Here is a 16,766-nt window from a genome sequence, read left to right on the forward strand (position 1 = left end):
GACCTTCGTCCCCTCCGTCATCCCGACGGTGGATACCAGTGGTATCCGGACCGCCGATCACCGGCGTTCTCCCTGGTCAGGGCGCCGCGTTCGCGATGGTTTGTCGTCGCGCTCGCGAAAGTTGGGTCTTGTAAGTCGATCGACCTAGCCCTACGTTCGCTGGCACCGAAAGGGGGACTTCCGGTGAGTGCACAACGAGTCGAAGACGACTGGCAGCTCCGAGCTGCATGTAGGGGCCCACAGGCGGCGGTGTTCTTTCCGCCTGGGACGTTCGAGCGCAAGGAGGAGAAGCTCGGCCGCGAGGTCCGAGCCAAGGAGATCTGCCGGACCTGTCCGGTGAAGCGACCTTGCCTCGACTACGCGATCTCCATCCGAGAGCCGCACGGCATCTGGGGTGGCCTGAACGAAGCGGAGCGCAAGGGCTTGCTCACGCAGGCCAGCTGACCCGCAGGACCAGCACCGGCGACGCCGCCCCGTCAGGGGACCTCGAGGCCTTCGGGCCGGGGGCGGACCAGCCGATCGCAGCCGACGAGCCGACGTGCCCAGCACGTCGGCTCGTCCGCGCCAGGGAGCGGGCGGCGGGACGTCGGCAGACGGCGGCGCATCGTCGTCGGCCGGTGCGGCGTCGGCGGGAGGAGCGCCGGGCGCGTCGTCGGGTGCGTCGGCCACGCCGAGCTCGCGGCGGATCGCCTCCAGCCGGTCGGCCGAGGCCTTGGCCTGCGCTTCGAGCTGGAGCCGGGCCGACTCCGCCTCGGCGGCGGCTGCGACGTCCTCCGGCGGGCGGGGCCCGGTGCCGCCCGGGCTCGCCCCGGTGGGCGGGGTCCCGGTGGCGTCGGCCTGGCGGCGCGCCTCCCACTCGATGCGGGCCTTGGCCTCGTCGAGCGTGGGCGCCTCGCTGGTGGACGAGAGCCAGGGCTTGTCGGCCTGCTCGGCCTCCCGCTCGGCTTCGAGCCGGTCCAGCGACCGGTTGCCCTGGCCGACCGCACTGTCGATCCGCGCCTTGGCGTACTTGATCCACCGGTTGACGTCGAGTGCCATCGGCCCATTGTTCCCCGCCGGCCGGGCCGGCGCCGGGAGGCGGTTCAGCGCGGCTCCACGAGCAGCGTCTGGACGCAGCGGCCGAGCCGACCCCGCTCGTCGAACAGCTCGCCTTCGGCGGTGCCCACGCCATCGACGTCGAGCCGGGTGACGGCGTCGATGCCGATCCACTCGCCCACCGGCAACCGGTGGAGGGTGACGGTGAGGTCCGGGTTGATGAACGTCCAGCCGTCGAAGGGCAGCACGCCCGAGAGGCCGTTCACGAAGTCGGCGGCCGCCACCACGCGCTGGAGCGGGCTGGGCTCCTCGCCGGCCACCACCGGGACGCGCAGCCGCATCCAGTCCTGCGACGGGCCCAGCGAGAGCATCCCGCCCCCGCCCACGAAGCGGTGCTGTACCGCGTCCTTGTGGAACGCCACCACCTCACCCATGGGCTGCCACATGGGCACGTCGGCCGCCGAGCGACGGTCCGGCGGCGGTGCGTCGACCGGGGCGAAGCGGTCGCCGGGCAGGTCGACGGCCTGGCGGCGGATGGCCAGCACGGTGGCCCGCACCAACCGCCGGCCGTCCTCGCCGTGCAGCGACACCTCAGCCACCTGCACCTTGCGGCCGGGGCGCACCACGGCGGCGCGCACCTCCAGCGGAGCGAGCGGGACGGGGCGCTCGAGGTCCAGCGTGAGGCGGTCGGCGTGCACCGCCGGCGAGCCGGTGGCGGCGAGCGCAGCCTCGGCGGCGCGAGCGACGATGGCGGCGACGGGCCCACCGTGCAGCGCGCCCGCCGCCCAGGGGCCGCGGCTGAGCTCGGTGGGCAGGACCCGGTCGTCGTCGAGCACGGTGAACAGCGCGTCGTCCATGGGGCGACCCTAGGTTCGGCCCGGTGCCGCGGAGCGTGCGGAAGACTGCGGCCGTGGCCGCCACCGTGACCTTCCGCCGGGCCGACGACGCCGACCTCGCCGCCGTCGTGGCCCTGCTCGCCGACGACGACCTGGGGGCCGAGCGCGAGGGGAGCGACCTGGCGCCGTACCGGGAGGCGTTCGCCGAGATCGACGCCGACCCCCGGCACCTCCTCCTGGTGGGCGACCTCGGCGGCGAGGTGGTGGCGTGCCTCCAGCTCACCGTGCTGCCCTGCCTGACCCACGGCGGCCGCCGCCGGAGCCAGGTCGAGGGCGTGCGGGTGCGGGGCGACCAGCGCGGTGCCGGCGTGGGCCGGCAGCTCCTGCGCCACGCCATCGCCTGGAGCATCGAGCAGGGCTGTGGGGTGGTGCAGCTGACGACCGACAAGCGTCGGCCGGAGGCCCTGCGCTTCTACGAGCAGCTCGGCTTCGTGGCCACCCACGAAGGCCTGAAGCTCCCGCTCCCGAGCGCCCCCGGCTGATCGCTCAGCGCAGCGCCTCGACGGCGATGGGGTCGGGCTTGGTGAGGATGTGGTCCACCAGGCCGTAGGCCACCGCGTCGGGGCCCCGGAGGATGTAGTCCCGATCGATGTCGGTGGTGATCTGCTCGACGCTCTGGCCGGTGTCGGCGGCGAGCGCCTCGGTCATGCGGTCGCGCAGGAGGACCATCTCCTTCACCGCCAGCTCCATGTCCTTGCTCTGGCCCTGGGCGCCACCGTGGGGCTGGTGGATGAGCACCCGCGAGTTCGGCAGGGCGAAGCGCTTGCCCTTCGCCCCGCCTGCCAGGATCACCGCAGCGGCCGACGCCGCCTGGCCGATGCAATAGGTGGCGACGTCGCAGCGCAGCAGCTGCATGGTGTCGTAGACGGCGAACAGCGCGGTCATGTCGCCCCCGGGGGAGTTGATGTAGAGGCGGATGTCCTTGCCGGGGTCGGAGGCCTCCAGGTGGAGCAGCTGGGCGATGATCAGGTTGGCGACGGTGTCGTCCAGGGGCGTGCCGAAGAAGATCAGCCGCTCCTGCAGCAGGCGGGACCAGATGTCGAAGGCCCGCTCGCCGCGGGCGGTCTGTTCGATGACGGTGGGGACGAGCAGGCTCATGGGTGGGCTCCGGTCGGTGCGGGGTCGCACGCCAACGTGCAACCATTGGGTTGCGAATGTACGGAAGCGGTGGGGGAACCGCAACCCGGAGGTTGCGGTTCCGGTGCGGCAGGGGCAGGCTGGCGCCACCGACCCACCCGGAGGCTCGCCATGGACCCGCTGACCATCACCCGCTCCGTCCGCATCGACGCCGACCTCGACGCCGTGTGGGCCTCGGTGGGCGACGCCGACGGGCTCGCCGGCTGGCTCGGGGCCGCCATCGAGGTGGACCTGGTGGCCGGCGCCGCCGGCTCCGTCGTCGACCACGACGGCACCAGCCGCCGCCTGGTCGTCACCACCGTCGACGGCGTCGCACCCCGTCGCCAGGTGGGCTTCACGTGGTGGGACGAGGACCGTCCCGACGACGCGTCGCACGTCACCATCGCCGTCGAAGGTGACGGCGACGGGGCTCGCGTGACCGTCACCGAGACCCTCGATCCGGTCTCGGTCGGGTCGCACGGCGGCCGGGCCAGCGCCCTCGGCGGCGCCCACGTCGGCGACCTGCTCGACGCCGGCGCCGCCCTGGGCCACCGCTGGGACGCTCGCCTCGGCGCGCTGCTGGGAGCGGCCGCGCCGGCCCTCCTCGCCGTGGGTGCGTGACCGCCCCCTCGCCGGGCGCCACCCCGTCGGCCGCCGCCACCGGGCCCGACCCGGTGTTCGCGGCGCTCGCCGACCCCACCCGTCGCCAGATCCTGCAGGCCGTGGGCGGGCGCGGCGACGCCACGGCCACGGAGCTGGCGGCCGACCTGCCGGTGTCGCGCCAGGCCGTGGTCAAGCACCTCCAGTCGCTCGCCGCGGCCGGCCTGGTGGGGTCGGAGCGGGTGGGGCGCGAGCAGCGCTACCGGCTCACCCCGGCGCCGCTCGACGAAGCCCTGCGGTGGATGGTCGACGTCGGTGCCGCCTGGGACGACCGCCTGGATCGGCTGCGCCGCCAGTTCGACCGCTGACCGTCCGGCCTCAGCGAGCGAGCTCGTGCTCGATGCGCCGCAGGGCCACGGCGCACACGACCGCGTAGGGCGCCGCCCAGATCGGGACCTCGAAGCCCACCCGGCACCGCGCCGGGCCCGAGGCCTCCACCCGGTGGGCGGTGGCCGGCACCCCAGCCACCCGCCAGGCCCACCGGCCGCCGCCGTCAGCGGTGCGATCGAAGGCCGTGGTCCGGAACGGCACCCACGGTCCCGCCACCGCCCGCACGGCACCCGTGGTGCCGGGCACGAGCCGACGGCCGCCCGTTCCAGCGGGGGAGCGGGGATCGAGCCGGGCCTCGGCCACCGTGGGGCCCCACGTGGGCCACCGGTCCAGGTCCACGAGCAGGTCCCACGCCTGCTCGGCGGGGGCGTCCACCGCTCGCGTGATCCACATGGCCGCCACGTACCCGATCGCCGGCGGCCCACCCGGGCGCCGGAGCCAGGCCGGCGGGTGGCCGGTACCCTGCACCCATGTTGTTCGTGGTCCTGCTGCTCGTGGTGGCCCCCCTCCTGGAGCTGTACGTCATCATCCAGGTGGCCGACGTCATCGGTGGCTGGCAGACCATCGGGCTGTTGGTGGTCGAGAGCGCCATCGGGGCCTGGCTGCTGAAGCGCCAGGGCCTCAGCGCCCTGGCCAAGATCAGCGCCGCCATCGAGGCCGGGCGGGTGCCGGGCAAGGAGCTGGTCGACGGGTTCCTGATCCTGGTGGCCGGTGCGCTCATGCTGGCCCCGGGGTTCATCGGCGACGTGATCGGCTACCTGCTGCTCATCCCGCCCACCCGGGCCCTGTTCCGCATCCCGCTGCAGAAGCGCTTCGAGGACGGCAAGCACGGCCGCCTCTTCACCATGGCCGGCGGCCCCGGCGGCCGGTTCGTCGGCACGTTCCGCGCCGGGTCCGTCTTCGACGCCACCGGCCACGAGGCCGCGCCGCACGACCGCCAGCAGCTCGACCCGTGAGCGACGCCACCGAGGTGCCGCTGCGAGACGCGGCCACGGTCCTGATCCTGCGCGACGGCGCCGAGGGCCTCGAGGTCTTCATGCTGAAGCGCAACCTCAACTCCGACTTCGTCGGCGGCGCCTACGTGTTCCCCGGCGGCGCCGTCGACCCGGAGGACCGCGAGGCCGACCTCGAGGCCATCTGCGAGGGCCGCACCGACGCCGACGCATCGGCCCGCATCGGCGTGCCCTCCGGCGGCCTCGCCTTCTGGGTGGCCGCCATCCGCGAGAGCTTCGAGGAGGCCGGGGTGCTGCTGGCGCAGGACCGCTCGGGGGCGATCGTCGACCTCGATGCCGCGGCCGGCCTCGAGCGGTGGGCGGAGCACCGCGCTGCGGTCGACGGTGGCACGCGCCGCCTGATCGAGGTGGCCGAGGCCGAGGACCTCCGCTTGGCGGTCGGTGGCATGCACCACTTCGCCCACTGGATCACGCCCGAGGGTGCCCCCCGCCGCTACGACACGCACTTCTTCGTCACCGCCGCGCCGGCCGACCAGACGCCGCTGCACGACGACCACGAGGTCATCGCCAACGAGTGGGTCCGCCCCGCCGACGGCCTGGCCCGGGTGGAGGCCGGCGAGCTCACGATGATGCCGCCCACCATCGCCAGCCTCCAGGCCATCGAGCGCTTCGCCACCGCGGCCGAGGCCCTGGCCGCCGCCGAGGCCATCACCGACGTGCCCGCCATCCTCCCCCGCATCGTCGCCGTCGACGGCCACGTGCGCATCGTCCTCCCGGGCGAGCCCGGCTACGACGGCGAGGCGGGCGTGCCGGACGCCTCGGTCGACTGGATGACGGCGGTGGCCGGCGTGCGGACCACCGGCCTCGATGCCGGCCCCGTCGAGGGCGCACCGTGACCGATGCTGCCGTGGGCGACGAGGCGGTGCTGCCGGCGCTGGTCCCCGACGTGCCCGTGGCCCTCACCAAGCTGGTGCGCCGCATCCTCTGCGGCAACCCGTCGAAGATGACCGGCCCCGGCACCAACACGTACCTGATCGGCATCGACGAGGTCGCGGTGATCGACCCGGGCCCGGACGACGCCGACCACCTCGATGCCATCGCCGCGGCCGGGAGCGGGCAGATCCGCTGGATCCTCTGCACCCACACCCACCCGGACCACTCGCCGGGTGCCGCCGGCCTGAAGGCGCGCACGGGTGCCGAGGTCCTGGCCTTCGCCGACACCGACGGCCTCGTCTGCGATCGCCACCTCGTCGACGGCGACACCGTCGAGGGCACCGAGTTCACGCTGCGGGCGGTGCACACCCCGGGCCACGCGTCGAACCACCTGTGCTTCCTGCTCGAGCGCGACCGCCTGCTCTTCACCGGCGACCACGTGATGGACGCCTCCACCGTGGTCATCAGCCCGCCCGACGGCGACATGGCCCAGTACCTCGCCAGCATCGAGCGGCTCCAGGCCTGGACGCCGAGGCTGAAGGTGCTGGCCCCGGCCCACGGCCACCTCATCGACGACCCCGCCGCCAAGCTGGCCGAGTACCACGCCCACCGGTTGGCCCGTGAGGCCCAGGTGCTCACCGTGCTGGCCGGGCACGGCGCCGCTGGGGCGGGCACCGCCGCCCTGGTCGAGGAGATCTACGCGGAGGTGGCCGAGGAGCTCCACCCGGTGGCCCGCAAGAGCGTGTGGGCCCACCTGCGCAAGCTGGCGCACGAGGGCTCGGTGACGGCCAGCGACGTCGAGGATCCCGAGGCCACGTGGGTCGCCCGCTGACCGGTGCCGGTCAGGATCTCGTCAGCCGGCCGTGACCCGGCCGCCACACCCCTTCGCCAGGATGGGCCCATGACCGAGCTGGCCACCTATCCCGTCGACCTCGAACCGTTCCGCCTCGGTGGGCCCGCCGAACGGCGGGCGGTGGCCGAGGAGATCGACGCCGCGTGCCGGGCCACCGGCTTCCTGGTGCTCACCGGGCACGGCGTGCCCGCCGCCGTGGTGGACCGGTGGATGGAGGCCAGCAGCGAGTTCTTCGCCCTGCCGGTGGAGGAGAAGCAGCGCTGGGTGGTCGAGGAGCCGACGGCGAACGTCGGCTACACGGCGCTGGGCCAGGAAGCGCTGGCCTACACGCTCGGCGAGGAGACCCCGCCGGACCTGTTCGAGGCGCTCACCTTCAACCGCGAGGACGCCGTGGGGCCGGTGTTCGACGCCATGCGGGCCTTCTTCCACCCCAACGTGTGGCCGGATCGGCCCGCAGGCCTCCGCGACGCCTACCTGGCCTACGAGACCGAGCTGCGGGCCCTCTCCCACACGGTGCTGCGTGCCATGGAGCTGGCCCTCGACCTGCCTCCAGAGTGGCTCGTCGACCGCAACCGCAACGCGGTGATCACCACCCGCTCCATCAACTACGAGCGGGCCCCCGGCTCGCCCGAGCCCGAGCCGGGCCAGATGCGCCTCGGCGCCCACACCGACTACGGCGTGCTCACCCTGCTGGCCGCCGACGACGTCCCCGGCCTCGAGGTGCGCCGCGACGGCACCTGGCACCCCGTCTCGGTGGCGCCCGGCACCTTCGTGGGCAACATCGGCGACCTGCTCGCCCGGTGGACGAACGACCGGTGGCAGTCGACGCTGCACCGGGTGGTCCCGCCGCCGGCCGGGCTCGACGGATCGGCCCGCCGGCGCTCCATCGCCCGGTTCATGGACGGCGACCCGTCGCTCACCGTCGAGTGCATCCCGTCGTGCGTCACCGCCGAGCACCCGGCCCGCTACGGCCCGGTCAACGCCGGCGAGTGGCTGGTGGCCAAGATCGTCGGCGGTCGCACCCGCGAGCTCGTCGACCAACCCTGAGGCCCGGCGCGACGGAGCCCGGGGCCAGACGGCCCCGGGCTCCGGTGGCGAGCGTGGTGCTGCTCGGTCAGCTGCCGCCGACAGCGGCAGAGGCGCAGCTCGTGGCGGCGTCGGTGAGGATCTTGGTGTAGGTGGCTTCGTTGTCCTTGTCGACGCTCGCGGTCTCGCCCTTGACGATGGCGCGGAGCACGCCGTTGGGGATGTCGGAGTCGTGGACCTTCTTGGCGATGCAGTCGGCCACGCCATCGGGCAGGCTGGAGGGCAGCTCCTTGGTGATGGCCTTGGAGATCTCGCTGGTGGCCGGGCGGCTGCCGGAGTTGGTGTCGTCGCTGCCGCCGCAGGCGGCGGCGGCGAACGGGAGGCAGAGCGCCACGGCGGCGATGGCGAGCTTGCGGAACGTCATGGTGGGGGATCTCCTGAGCTTGGTTGGGAGCAGGTCACGCGCGAGGTACGGAGGGCTCCGGAGGTTCCCGCCCGCGAAGGAACCCCAAACCTAACAATTCCCCGGCGACCCGACCGCACCTGGTGGTCCGCCGGGCAACCTCGACGCCGTTCAGGCGCCGGCGGCGGCCTTGTCGATCTCGTCGAACGCCGCCATGGCGGCATCGAGCATGCGGGCCGAGCACCCGGCGAGCTCGGTGGGCGGCACGGCCTCGGTGACGATCCGGTCGGCGATGGCGCGGAAGGCCTCGGCGGCCGGGCCCGCGCCCAGCACCACCGGCTCGCCGACGTCGCCGCCCTCGGAGACGGCGTTCTCGATGGGCACCTGGCCGAGCAGCGGGATGCCGGCGTCGTCGGCCAGCTGCTGGCCGCCGCCGGAGCCGAACAGGGCGTAGCTCTCGCCGTGGTCGCAGGTGAAGGCGCTCATGTTCTCGATGACGCCGGCCACCCGCAGGAAGGACTTGCGGGCCATCGACACGGCCCGGATGGCCACCTTCTGCGCGGCGACCGCCGGCGTGGTCACCACGAGCACCTCGGCCCGGGGGACCATCTTGGCCACGCCCATCTGCACGTCGCCGGTGCCGGGCGGCATGTCGACCAGGAGGTAGTCGAGGTCGTCGCCCCAGACCACGTCCTGCAGGAAGTGCTGGACGCCGCGGTTGAGCATGAGGCCCCGCCACATGAGGGCGCTCTCCTCGTCCTCCACCAGGAAGCCCATGGAGACGATGCGCAGCAGGCCGGCGCCGATGGGGCGCTCGATGGGCTCCATGAGCTTGCGATCGCCCTCGGTGCGGCCCTGGAGGCGACCGGACACGCCGAGCATGCGCGGGATCGAGAAGCCCCAGACGTCGGCGTCGAGGACGCCGACCTTCAGGCCCCGGGTGGCCAGGGCGGCAGCCAGGTTGGCGGTGACCGACGACTTGCCCACCCCGCCCTTGCCCGACGCCACCAGGATCACCCGCGTGGTGGGGCCGATGGCGGTCTGCTCCTCGCGCTGGCTCACGTTGAAGCGGGCCTTGTGCATGGCGTTGGCCTTCTCGGCCGGCGTCATCTCGGTCCACTCGAGCCGCACCGAGGCCACCCCGGGTGCGGAGCCGACCCGGGTGCGGATGTCGCGCTGGATCTGGGCCCGCAGCGGGCAGCCCGAGGTGGTGAGGGCGATGGTGACCACCACCGCGCCGTCGTCGTCGATGGTGGCGTCGCGGACCATGCCGAGCTCGACGATGTCGCTGCCCAGCTCCGGGTCGATGACGCCGCGGAGCAGCGAGCGCAGGTCCTCGGGGGTCGGCCGCTCGGCGGCGGGACTGGTCACGGGTCGAGCCTACCGGTGGGGGCCGTGCCCTCCTCGGGAGGCCGACCACAGCGCTGCCAGGCGGCCGAACGGCAAAAAGGTGCACGGCTGCGGCAGGGCGGTACGCTGGCGACGCTGTCCGAACCGAGGAGGAACCTCTGTGATCGCCCTCACCGATACCGCGGCCGTCAAGGTCCAAGAGCTCATCACCGCCGAAGGCGACACCGCGCTGGCCCTCCGTGTCGCCGTGCGCCCCGGTGGCTGCTCGGGCTTCAGCTACGAGATGTTCTTCGACTCCGACATCGCCACCGACGACGTCACCGCCGACTACAGCGGCGTGAAGGTCGTGGTCGACCCGTCGAGCGCCCAGATGCTCACCGGCGCCACGCTCGACTACAAGGACGGCCTGAACCAGGCCGGGTTCTCGATCGACAACCCCAACGCCCAGCGCACCTGCGGCTGCGGCTCGTCCTTCAGCTGATCCTCGGCCATCGGGCAGCCCCGATGGCTCCGCGGTACCGTTCGTGCCGCATCGATCGCTGATCCCACGCGCCGGCTCTCCCGTCCGCGCCGGTCGGCGGTGGGTGCTTCCTGTCGGGGAGCCGGGCCTCTGGGGCCCGGCTCTTCCGCGTCCGGCCCCGGTGCCAGCACCCAGCGAGCGGCGGGCGCCGTGCCGGTCAGAGGTGGTGGTGGAGCGTGGCCGGGCTGGTGGGGGTGGGCCGTCCGAGCCCATCGGGCTCGGCGTCGGCGTCGCGGTGGGTTGCCTCGGCCGGCTCGACGGCGCCGGTGAGGTCGACGGGGTCGTCGCGCAGGTCGACCACCGGGCCGGCGGTGACCGTCTCGGGCCCGAGCACCACGATCACGCGGTGGCCGGGAGGCAGGGCGAGCAGCCGTCGGTGCAGGGCCCGGGCCCGTTCCTCGGTGAGGTCGGCGTAGGGCGCGGCCACCACCAGGGTGCCGGGGGCCGGGACCGCGGCGGGTGCGACCGGTGCCGCGGCGCTGAACGGCGGTCGGGGCGGCGCGCTGGCGGCCTCTCGTTCGGCCCGCTCGGCCCGAGAGGTCGGGCCGATGGCGGGCACGGCCCCGACCGCGCCGTCGTCGCCGACCTCGTCGCGCCAGGCCTGGACCCAGGCGAGCCGGTGGTGGGCGGCCACCTGGTCGGCGGCGCGCACGGCGGGGTTGTGCACGAGCAGGTCGGTGACCACGCGGTGCTGGGGGTCGTAGAGCCGGACGACGGCATCGACGTGGACCGGGTCGGCATCGGGGCCGGCCAGCTGCTGCCACCGGCGGAGGGCCACGCCTTCGGCGGCCTCGAGGCCGGGCACGGTCCGCTTGGTGGCCCGGCGGGCGGCCTGCCAGGTGACGCCGCCGCCGACCACGCCGACCGCGGCCACCGCGGCGCCCACCGGCAGGGCGCCGAGCGCCACGATGGCGGCTCCGGCCGCGGTGATCCCGCCGCTGCCGCCGGCGCGCAGCCGTCGCCCGCGGTGCTCGCCGACAGGCGGGCGGCCCCTGCGGGCCAGGTCCAGCTCCTCCCGCACGGCGAGCAGCTCGGCCGCAGCGCGGCGCAGGGTGTCGGGGTGGATGGCCAGGGCGGTGTTGATGGTCTGGCTGAGCGACCGGGCGACGTTGGCGCGGGTGCGCTCGCGCACCTCCTCGGCCCGGCGCATGGCCTGGCCCAGCGCCTCGAAGTCGCGCCGGGCGACGGGGGCCGGCGGGGGTGCGTCGGCTGCCGCCGGGCTGCGGCGGAGGCGGGCCAGCGCGGCTTCGGTGGCTTCGCCGCCGATGGCCAGCTCGGCATCGAGCTCGGTGGCCAACGAGCGCGCCGCATCGGCAGGCTGGTCACGGATCATCACGATGAGCCCTCCGGGCCCATCCGGAGGGTCGGGGGCGAAGGGACCCGACACCTGTTCTCCTGTTGATTCGACGACTGGCCCGAGCGGCGATCAGGGCGAGAAGTCGTGCACATCGACCCGGAATCGTCCAGGCATTTCTACACAGAGCGTGTCGCGGCTTCGCGGATGGTCACCCCCAGCGGTCGCCGTCGCCACGGGCTCCGGCCGGCCCGATCGGCTCCCGTACCCTGGGCCGGTGCCCGACCCCACCGCCTCCGCCACCATCGCCTTCACCGTCGACGGCAGCCAGGTGGAGGTGCCCGACGACGGGGCGTCGCTGCTCGAAGCGCTCCGCGACCGCCTCGGCCGCAGGGGCCCCAAGGACGGTTGCAGCCCGCAGGGCCAGTGCGGCTGCTGCACCGTGCTGGTCGACGGCGCGGCGCGGGTCGCGTGCGTCACGCCGGTGCGCCGCATCGCGGGTCGCTCCGTGACCACGGTCGACGGCTTGGCGCCGGAGGTGGTGGAGGACTGGTCGCAGGCGCTGTGCGCCACCGGCGGCAGCCAGTGCGGCTTCTGCACCCCAGGGATCGTGGTCCGCCTGGCAGCCCTGCGGGAGAAGGGCGGCGATCCCACCGACCACGCCCGTCGGCCGGGCCCTGCAGGCGCACCTCTGCCGCTGCACGGGGTGGCAGACCGTGGTGGAGGCCTGGGACCAGCTGGGCGCGCCGGTGGCGCCCCGCGACCTCGATGCCGCCTCGGCTCGGGCCGAGATCGAGGGCCACGCGCCGCAGCGGGTGGGTCCCGAGGTCGCGCTCGGTCGGGGCGGGTTCGCCGACGACACCGCACCGCCCGGCGCGCTGGTGGCGGTGCCGGACGGCGCCGGCGGGTGGGCCGTGGCCGAGACCCTCACCGAGGCCCGGCTCCTGGCCGGCAAGGTCCAGGGCCGCCGCACCACCGCACCCGGCGGCCCACCGCTCGCGCTCCCGGCTGGCGAGTGGGCCGCCACGCTGCGCACGTCGTGGGTCGAGCCGGGCTACCTCGAGACCGACGCCACGTGGTGCGCACCGGGTGGCGAGCCGGCCACCGTGCTCGCCAACGGCGGGGCCTTCGGCGCCAAGGTCGACAGCCCGCTCGGGGCCGAGGCCCGGCGCCTGGCCGACGAGCACGGCCGGCCGGTCCGGGTGCTGTGGTCACGCGAGGACGCGGTGCGCCACGGCCCCAAGCGGCCGCCGGTGGCCGGCGGCGCCCGGGGTGACGGCACCGGGGTCCTCCACGTGGTGCGCACGCCCGGCATCGCCGCGGCCGTGGCGTCGGTGGCTCCTGGCTTGCAGGTCGTCGAGCAGGACGTCGCCGGGCCCCCCACCTCGGTGGCGCTGCGTGCTGCCGGCTGGGCCGAGGCCGTGGTCCTGCTGGCCGGGGCCCGTGGAAGCCTCGTGCCGGTGCGGGCCCCCGGCGGCGGCGAGGCCGAGGCCGAGGTGGTCGACGGGCGGATCCGGGTGCGGGTGGCCGCCGGCGACCCGCTCGATCCCGTGGTGCTCCGGTCCTACGCCATCGGCGCCAGCCACATGGCCTTCGGCTGGGTCACCGGTGAGTCGCTGGTGGTCGACGACGCCGGGACCATCCACGACCTCACCATCCGCTCCTTCGGCATCCCCCGCGCCATCGACACCCCGCCCATCGACGTCGAGGTCGACGCGAGCAGCGGCCCGCCGGTCAACGGCTCCGACGCGGTGTTCGCCGCGGTGGCGGCGGCGGTCTGGCTGCACCAAGGTTGCCCCACCGACTGGCCCACCCGAGGAGCGCTCTGATGTCCAACCCCACCGGCCTGCCCTACACCCCCGCGGTCGCCGCCGGCGGCTGGGTGGTGGTCTCGGGCCAGCTCGGCCTGCTCGACGGCGCCCTCGTCGAGGACTTCGCCGGCGAGGTCGACCAGGCCATCGCCAACCTCGCCGCCCGGCTGGCCGAGCACGGCCTGGGCCTCGAGCACGTGGTCAAGACCACCTGCTTCCTGGCCGACCTCGACCAGTTCGCCACGTTCAACGAGCGCTACGCCGCCGCCTTCCCGGAGCCGCGACCAGCTCGTTCGGCGTTCCAGGTGGCTCGCCTGCCGTTCGACGGCAACGTCGAGATCGAGGCCTGGGCCCTGCAGCCCGCGGGCTGAACCGCACGGCCCGTTGGGCCGCCGGCCCGCAGCGGGCCGGGAGCTGGCTAGATGTTGGTCTCGAGGAGCTCGCTGCCCTCGTGGCTGCGGTCGACGTCGTCCTTCACCAGGAAGCCGAGCAGGGCCGAGGCCACCGCGCCGCTCATCAGCACCGACACGGGCATGACCACGACCAGCACGACCAGGATGATGACGGGACCGATCATGGCGCCATCATCGCCCGCCGGGCGGGCCGCTGCCAACCCCCGCCGGGGTGGGCGGCGCAGGGAGGGGCCGCCTCGGCGTCGAACCCCGGTGCATCTCGACGCTGCCGACCGAACGCCGAGCCCCTGGGCGCGCCCCGCACCTCCCCGCCGTCGACGGCGTGCGGGCGGTGGCGGTCGCGGCCGTGGTGGCGTACCACCTGGGCCGTCTGCCCGGCGGCTTCCTGGGCGTCGACGTGTTCTTCGTGGTCAGCGGGTTCCTCATCACCCGCCTGCTCCTGGCCGAGCACGAGCGGACCGGGGTGATCGGGCTGCGCCGCTTCTGGCTGCGCCGGTTCCGGCGCCTGGTCCCGGCCCTCGTGGCGGTGCTGGTGGTGGTGGCCGTGGCGTCACGGGCCTGGCTGCCCGGCTGGCGCCTGGCCGGCGTACGCGACGACGCCTTCGCGGCGCTGGCCTACGTGGCCAACTGGCGGTTCGTGGCGTCGGGCCAGTCGTACTTCGCCCAGGGGGAGGTGGCCAGCCCCCTGCGCCACACCTGGTCGCTGGCGATCGAGGAGCAGTTCTACGTGGTGTGGCCCCTGGCGGTGGCGGTGCTCCTGCGCCTGGCCCGTCGGGCCGCGCCCGTGGTGCGCCGTCAGGTGGTGGGGGTGGCCGCCGCTGCAGCCGGACTGGCGTCGGCGGGTTGGATGGCGCTCGCCTCGGGCGGCCACGGCGACCTGTCGCGCCTCTACTACGGCACCGACACCCGCCTGTTCGCGCTCGCCGCCGGCGCCGCCCTGGCGTGTTGGTTCGACGGCCGGGCACCGTACGTCCCGCTGCACGCCGAGAAGCGCCCGGTCGATCGCTGGGTGGTGGCGGCGCCGCTGGCCGCCGTCGGCCTGGCCGGCCTCGCCCTCCTGCTCGCGACCGACCAGCGGTCCGCCTACCGAGGCCCGTTGCAGGTGGCATCCCTGCTGGCCGTGGCGCTGGTGGCCGGGGCGGCCACGGGCCGGGGACGGTTGGCTCGCTGCCTGGCGTGGCGTCCCCTGGTGTGGGTGGGGCAGCGCTCGTACGGCCTGTACCTCTGGTCCTGGCCGGTGCAGGTGCTGGCGGCGGCGCACCTCGGCCTGGCGGGCTGGCGGCTCGACGCCGCCGTCGTGGCCGCGGCATCGGCGTTGGCGATCGCCTCGCACGCCCTGGTCGAGACGCCGTTCCGCACGGGCCGCCCGCCTCGGGTGGTGGCGCTGCGCCTCTGGGCGTGGCGGCCCCCGCAGGTCGGCCGGCCGGCGGCGCGGTTCGCGCCACCGGCGATCGCGGCGGTGGCCGTCGTCGTCGTCCTCGTCGCGCTGGCCGCCGGCGCCCCCGCTCGGCCGAGCTACCTCGCCGTGCGCGACGACCAGGTCCTCGACGCGGCCCTCGCCCCACCCGTCGCCCCGCCGGCCGCCGACGACGACCAGGTGGCGGTCCTCTCGGCCCGGGCCGAGGCTGCCGCCCCCACGCTGGCGCCGAGCAGCACGGTGGTGGTGCCGAGCGCCCCGAGCCCGACCACCGCCCTGGCGCCGGCCCCCCAGCCGCCCGGCCCGTTCGACCCGGACGCTCCGGTGGTCCTCGACCCCACCGCCGCCGCCCCGCCTTCGTCCGCCCGTGGGCGCCCGCTGCACGTCCTGGTCACCGGTGACTCGGTGGGGTGGTCCATCGGCTGGAACGTGCGAGGCCGCCTCGCCGACGGCACCCGCGTCGACGACCGGGCCCTCATCGCCTGCGGGGTGGTGCCCCCCCGACGCGCGGTACGTGATCGGCGACGGCGAGCCGCAGGCCTACCCGTCGCGCTGCGCCCAGGCTGGGCAGGCCGAGGACCTCGGCCTCCAGGGCCGGCCCGACGTGGTGCTCCTGTGGGTGGGGGCGTGGGAGGTCTACGACCAGGTGGTCGACGGCACCCGCCTCGAGGTCGGGTCCGACGCCTACGCCGACCTCCTGGAGTCCCGGCTGCAGCAGCGGATCGACACCTACCGCGCCCATGGCGTCCCCGCCGTCCTGCCTGTGGTGCCGTGCTTCGGGCCGCCGGTCCCGTCGCTCGGCGTCGAGCGGGTCGACCCGGACCGGGTGGCCTGGGTGAACGAGCGGATCCGCCGCGTCGCCGCGCGCAACCGCGGCTGGGTGCGGCTCATCGACCCGACGCGCACGCTCTGCGACGCCGATGGTCGGGCCCGCACCGCCACCCCGGACGGGATCGCCCTGCGCGAGGACGGCACCCACCTCAGCGAGCAGGCCGCCGTGTGGTTCTGGGATCGCTGGCTGTCGGGCCAGCTGGAGGCGGCGTTCCCGCCCGCCGAGCGCTGAGGCTCAGACGCCCCAGCGGGACTGGCCGAAGCGATAGCCCACCGAGCGGACCGTCGAGATGAGGTTGGCGTGCTCCTCGCCGAGCTTGGCCCGGAGCCGCCGGATGTGGACGTCGACGGTGCGGGCGCCGCCGTAGTACTCGTAGCCCCAGACCCGGCTGAGCAGCGTCTCGCGGGTGAAGACCTTGCCCGGGTGCTGGGCCAGGAACTTGAGCAGCTCGTACTCCATGTACGTGAGGTCGAGCGGCGTCCCCTCGATGGCCGCCTGGTAGGTCTCGAGGTTGAGCACCAGGTCGCCGTACTCCACCAGCTCCGGTGCGGTGCCGGAACCGGCCCGCCAGAACAGGTGCCGCAGCCGGGCCTCGAGCTCGCGGGGGTGGAACGGGTCCAGGCAGAAGTCGTCGTAGAGCTCGTCGCGCAGGTCGAGCTCGTCGAGGCGGTTGCCGCCGATCAGCAGCAGCAGCGGCTCGACCGGCAGGTCGCCCTTCCGGATGGCCCGGCACAGGCCCCACGCGGTCTCGCTCTGCTCTCCGACCACCACGATGGCGCCGCCCCACCCGTCGTCGGGGGTCTCGGAGACCGCCGAGCGCTCGTCGGCCACGGCCTTCCAGGCGTAGCCGCCGAGGTCGAGGACGCGGGCCAGCTCCGGCGGCGGCGGGTCGGGGTGCACGAGCAGCGGTTCCACGATCGGTCT

20 protein-coding genes and 2 pseudogenes are annotated in these 16,766 nt (G+C 74.8%); 14 read left to right on the forward strand and 8 right to left on the reverse strand.

Annotation, left to right across the window (positions count from 1 at the left end; translation table 11 throughout):
• Positions 1–249 precede the first annotated feature (249 nt).
• Complete coding sequence (locus tag KSP35_RS17105) at positions 250–444, forward strand: WhiB family transcriptional regulator (RefSeq protein WP_254126816.1); 195 nt, start codon at positions 250–252, stop codon at positions 442–444.
• A 638-nt stretch (positions 445–1,082) separates the two neighbouring features.
• On the opposite strand, the gene KSP35_RS17110 is transcribed toward KSP35_RS17105, so the two are convergent.
• Positions 1,083–1,892 (reverse strand): thioesterase family protein, encoded by an 810-nt coding sequence (locus KSP35_RS17110; protein ID WP_216997016.1) that lies wholly within the window; start codon positions 1,890–1,892, stop codon positions 1,083–1,085.
• 65 nt (positions 1,893–1,957) lie between these two features.
• On the opposite strand from KSP35_RS17110, the gene KSP35_RS17115 reads away from it, so the two are divergent.
• Positions 1,958–2,413: an N-acetyltransferase family protein gene (locus KSP35_RS17115; RefSeq protein WP_371748991.1), complete on the forward strand. Its 456-nt coding sequence runs from the start codon at positions 1,958–1,960 to the stop codon at positions 2,411–2,413.
• A gap of 4 nt (positions 2,414–2,417) precedes the next feature.
• Here the strand turns inward: KSP35_RS17115 and KSP35_RS17120 are convergent, their stop codons facing one another.
• Complete coding sequence (locus KSP35_RS17120) at positions 2,418–3,029, reverse strand: ATP-dependent Clp protease proteolytic subunit (protein ID WP_216997018.1); 612 nt, start codon at positions 3,027–3,029, stop codon at positions 2,418–2,420.
• Between the two features lie 150 nt (positions 3,030–3,179).
• On the opposite strand from KSP35_RS17120, the gene KSP35_RS17125 reads away from it, so the two are divergent.
• Together KSP35_RS17125 and KSP35_RS17130 are read left to right on the forward strand one after the other, a co-directional pair.
• Positions 3,180–3,668 (forward strand): SRPBCC domain-containing protein, encoded by a 489-nt coding sequence (locus KSP35_RS17125; RefSeq protein WP_216997019.1) that lies wholly within the window; start codon positions 3,180–3,182, stop codon positions 3,666–3,668.
• Entirely contained in the window at positions 3,665–4,015 is a 351-nt protein-coding gene (locus tag KSP35_RS17130) for a helix-turn-helix transcriptional regulator (protein ID WP_216997020.1), read from the forward strand. Before KSP35_RS17125 ends, KSP35_RS17130 begins: the two co-directional genes overlap by 4 nt.
• Positions 4,016–4,025: 10 nt before the next feature.
• On the opposite strand, the gene KSP35_RS17135 is transcribed toward KSP35_RS17130, so the two are convergent.
• Positions 4,026–4,430: an SRPBCC family protein gene (locus KSP35_RS17135; protein WP_216997021.1), complete on the reverse strand. Its 405-nt coding sequence runs from the start codon at positions 4,428–4,430 to the stop codon at positions 4,026–4,028.
• 77 nt (positions 4,431–4,507) lie between these two features.
• On the opposite strand from KSP35_RS17135, the gene KSP35_RS17140 reads away from it, so the two are divergent.
• From KSP35_RS17140 to KSP35_RS17155, 4 genes are all read left to right on the forward strand, one after another.
• The gene (locus KSP35_RS17140; RefSeq protein ID WP_216997022.1) at positions 4,508–4,993 is read left to right on the forward strand and encodes an FxsA family protein; all 486 of its coding nucleotides are present in this window, start codon (positions 4,508–4,510) and stop codon (positions 4,991–4,993) included.
• Positions 4,990–5,886, forward strand: coding sequence for an NUDIX hydrolase (locus KSP35_RS17145; protein WP_216997023.1), 897 nt, complete (start codon positions 4,990–4,992; stop codon positions 5,884–5,886). The genes KSP35_RS17140 and KSP35_RS17145 overlap by 4 nt, the downstream gene beginning before the upstream one ends.
• Entirely contained in the window at positions 5,883–6,755 is an 873-nt protein-coding gene (locus KSP35_RS17150) for an MBL fold metallo-hydrolase (RefSeq protein WP_216997024.1), read from the forward strand. The genes KSP35_RS17145 and KSP35_RS17150 overlap by 4 nt, the downstream gene beginning before the upstream one ends.
• A 69-nt stretch (positions 6,756–6,824) precedes the next feature.
• The gene (locus KSP35_RS17155; protein ID WP_216997025.1) at positions 6,825–7,823 is read left to right on the forward strand and encodes an isopenicillin N synthase family oxygenase; all 999 of its coding nucleotides are present in this window, start codon (positions 6,825–6,827) and stop codon (positions 7,821–7,823) included.
• A 67-nt stretch (positions 7,824–7,890) separates the two neighbouring features.
• Here KSP35_RS17155 and KSP35_RS17160 read toward each other — a convergent pair whose 3' ends face one another.
• Positions 7,891–8,226: a hypothetical protein gene (locus tag KSP35_RS17160; protein ID WP_216997026.1), complete on the reverse strand. Its 336-nt coding sequence runs from the start codon at positions 8,224–8,226 to the stop codon at positions 7,891–7,893.
• A gap of 150 nt (positions 8,227–8,376) precedes the next feature.
• On the reverse strand, positions 8,377–9,576 hold the full coding sequence (locus tag KSP35_RS17165) for an Mrp/NBP35 family ATP-binding protein (RefSeq protein ID WP_254126817.1): 1,200 nt from the start codon (positions 9,574–9,576) through the stop codon (positions 8,377–8,379).
• 139 nt (positions 9,577–9,715) lie between these two features.
• On the opposite strand from KSP35_RS17165, the gene erpA reads away from it, so the two are divergent.
• Positions 9,716–10,036 (forward strand): iron-sulfur cluster insertion protein ErpA, encoded by a 321-nt coding sequence (gene erpA / locus KSP35_RS24660; protein WP_254126818.1) that lies wholly within the window; start codon positions 9,716–9,718, stop codon positions 10,034–10,036.
• 196 nt (positions 10,037–10,232) lie between these two features.
• Here the strand turns inward: erpA and KSP35_RS17175 are convergent, their stop codons facing one another.
• Positions 10,233–11,408: a hypothetical protein gene (locus KSP35_RS17175; RefSeq protein WP_216997028.1), complete on the reverse strand. Its 1,176-nt coding sequence runs from the start codon at positions 11,406–11,408 to the stop codon at positions 10,233–10,235.
• 4 nt (positions 11,409–11,412) lie between these two features.
• On the opposite strand from KSP35_RS17175, the pseudogene KSP35_RS26070 reads away from it, so the two are divergent.
• The 3 genes and pseudogenes from KSP35_RS26070 to KSP35_RS17190 form a co-directional block, all read left to right on the forward strand.
• A pseudogene (locus tag KSP35_RS26070) lies at positions 11,413–11,967 on the forward strand ((2Fe-2S)-binding protein); the annotation flags it as partial.
• A gap of 121 nt (positions 11,968–12,088) precedes the next feature.
• Positions 12,089–13,198: a hypothetical protein gene (locus KSP35_RS24670; RefSeq protein WP_254126820.1), complete on the forward strand. Its 1,110-nt coding sequence runs from the start codon at positions 12,089–12,091 to the stop codon at positions 13,196–13,198.
• Complete coding sequence (locus KSP35_RS17190) at positions 13,198–13,551, forward strand: RidA family protein (RefSeq protein WP_216997031.1); 354 nt, start codon at positions 13,198–13,200, stop codon at positions 13,549–13,551. The genes KSP35_RS24670 and KSP35_RS17190 overlap by 1 nt, the downstream gene beginning before the upstream one ends.
• A gap of 47 nt (positions 13,552–13,598) precedes the next feature.
• Here the strand turns inward: KSP35_RS17190 and KSP35_RS17195 are convergent, their stop codons facing one another.
• On the reverse strand, positions 13,599–13,757 hold the full coding sequence (locus KSP35_RS17195) for a hypothetical protein (protein ID WP_216997032.1): 159 nt from the start codon (positions 13,755–13,757) through the stop codon (positions 13,599–13,601).
• A gap of 185 nt (positions 13,758–13,942) precedes the next feature.
• Here KSP35_RS17195 and KSP35_RS26075 point away from each other — a divergent pair.
• Positions 13,943–14,857, forward strand: a pseudogene (locus tag KSP35_RS26075) (acyltransferase family protein); the annotation flags it as partial.
• Between the two features lie 667 nt (positions 14,858–15,524).
• Positions 15,525–16,073 (forward strand): SGNH hydrolase domain-containing protein, encoded by a 549-nt coding sequence (locus KSP35_RS24675; RefSeq protein WP_254126821.1) that lies wholly within the window; start codon positions 15,525–15,527, stop codon positions 16,071–16,073.
• Positions 16,074–16,076: 3 nt separating this feature from the next.
• Here KSP35_RS24675 and KSP35_RS25295 read toward each other — a convergent pair whose 3' ends face one another.
• The gene (locus tag KSP35_RS25295) at positions 16,077–16,757 is read right to left on the reverse strand and encodes a winged helix-turn-helix domain-containing protein (RefSeq protein WP_305853083.1); all 681 of its coding nucleotides are present in this window, start codon (positions 16,755–16,757) and stop codon (positions 16,077–16,079) included.
• Positions 16,758–16,766: the final 9 nt, after the last annotated feature.

Source organism: Aquihabitans sp. G128 (assembly GCF_019048865.1).
GTDB lineage: Bacteria > Actinomycetota > Acidimicrobiia > Acidimicrobiales > Iamiaceae > Aquihabitans.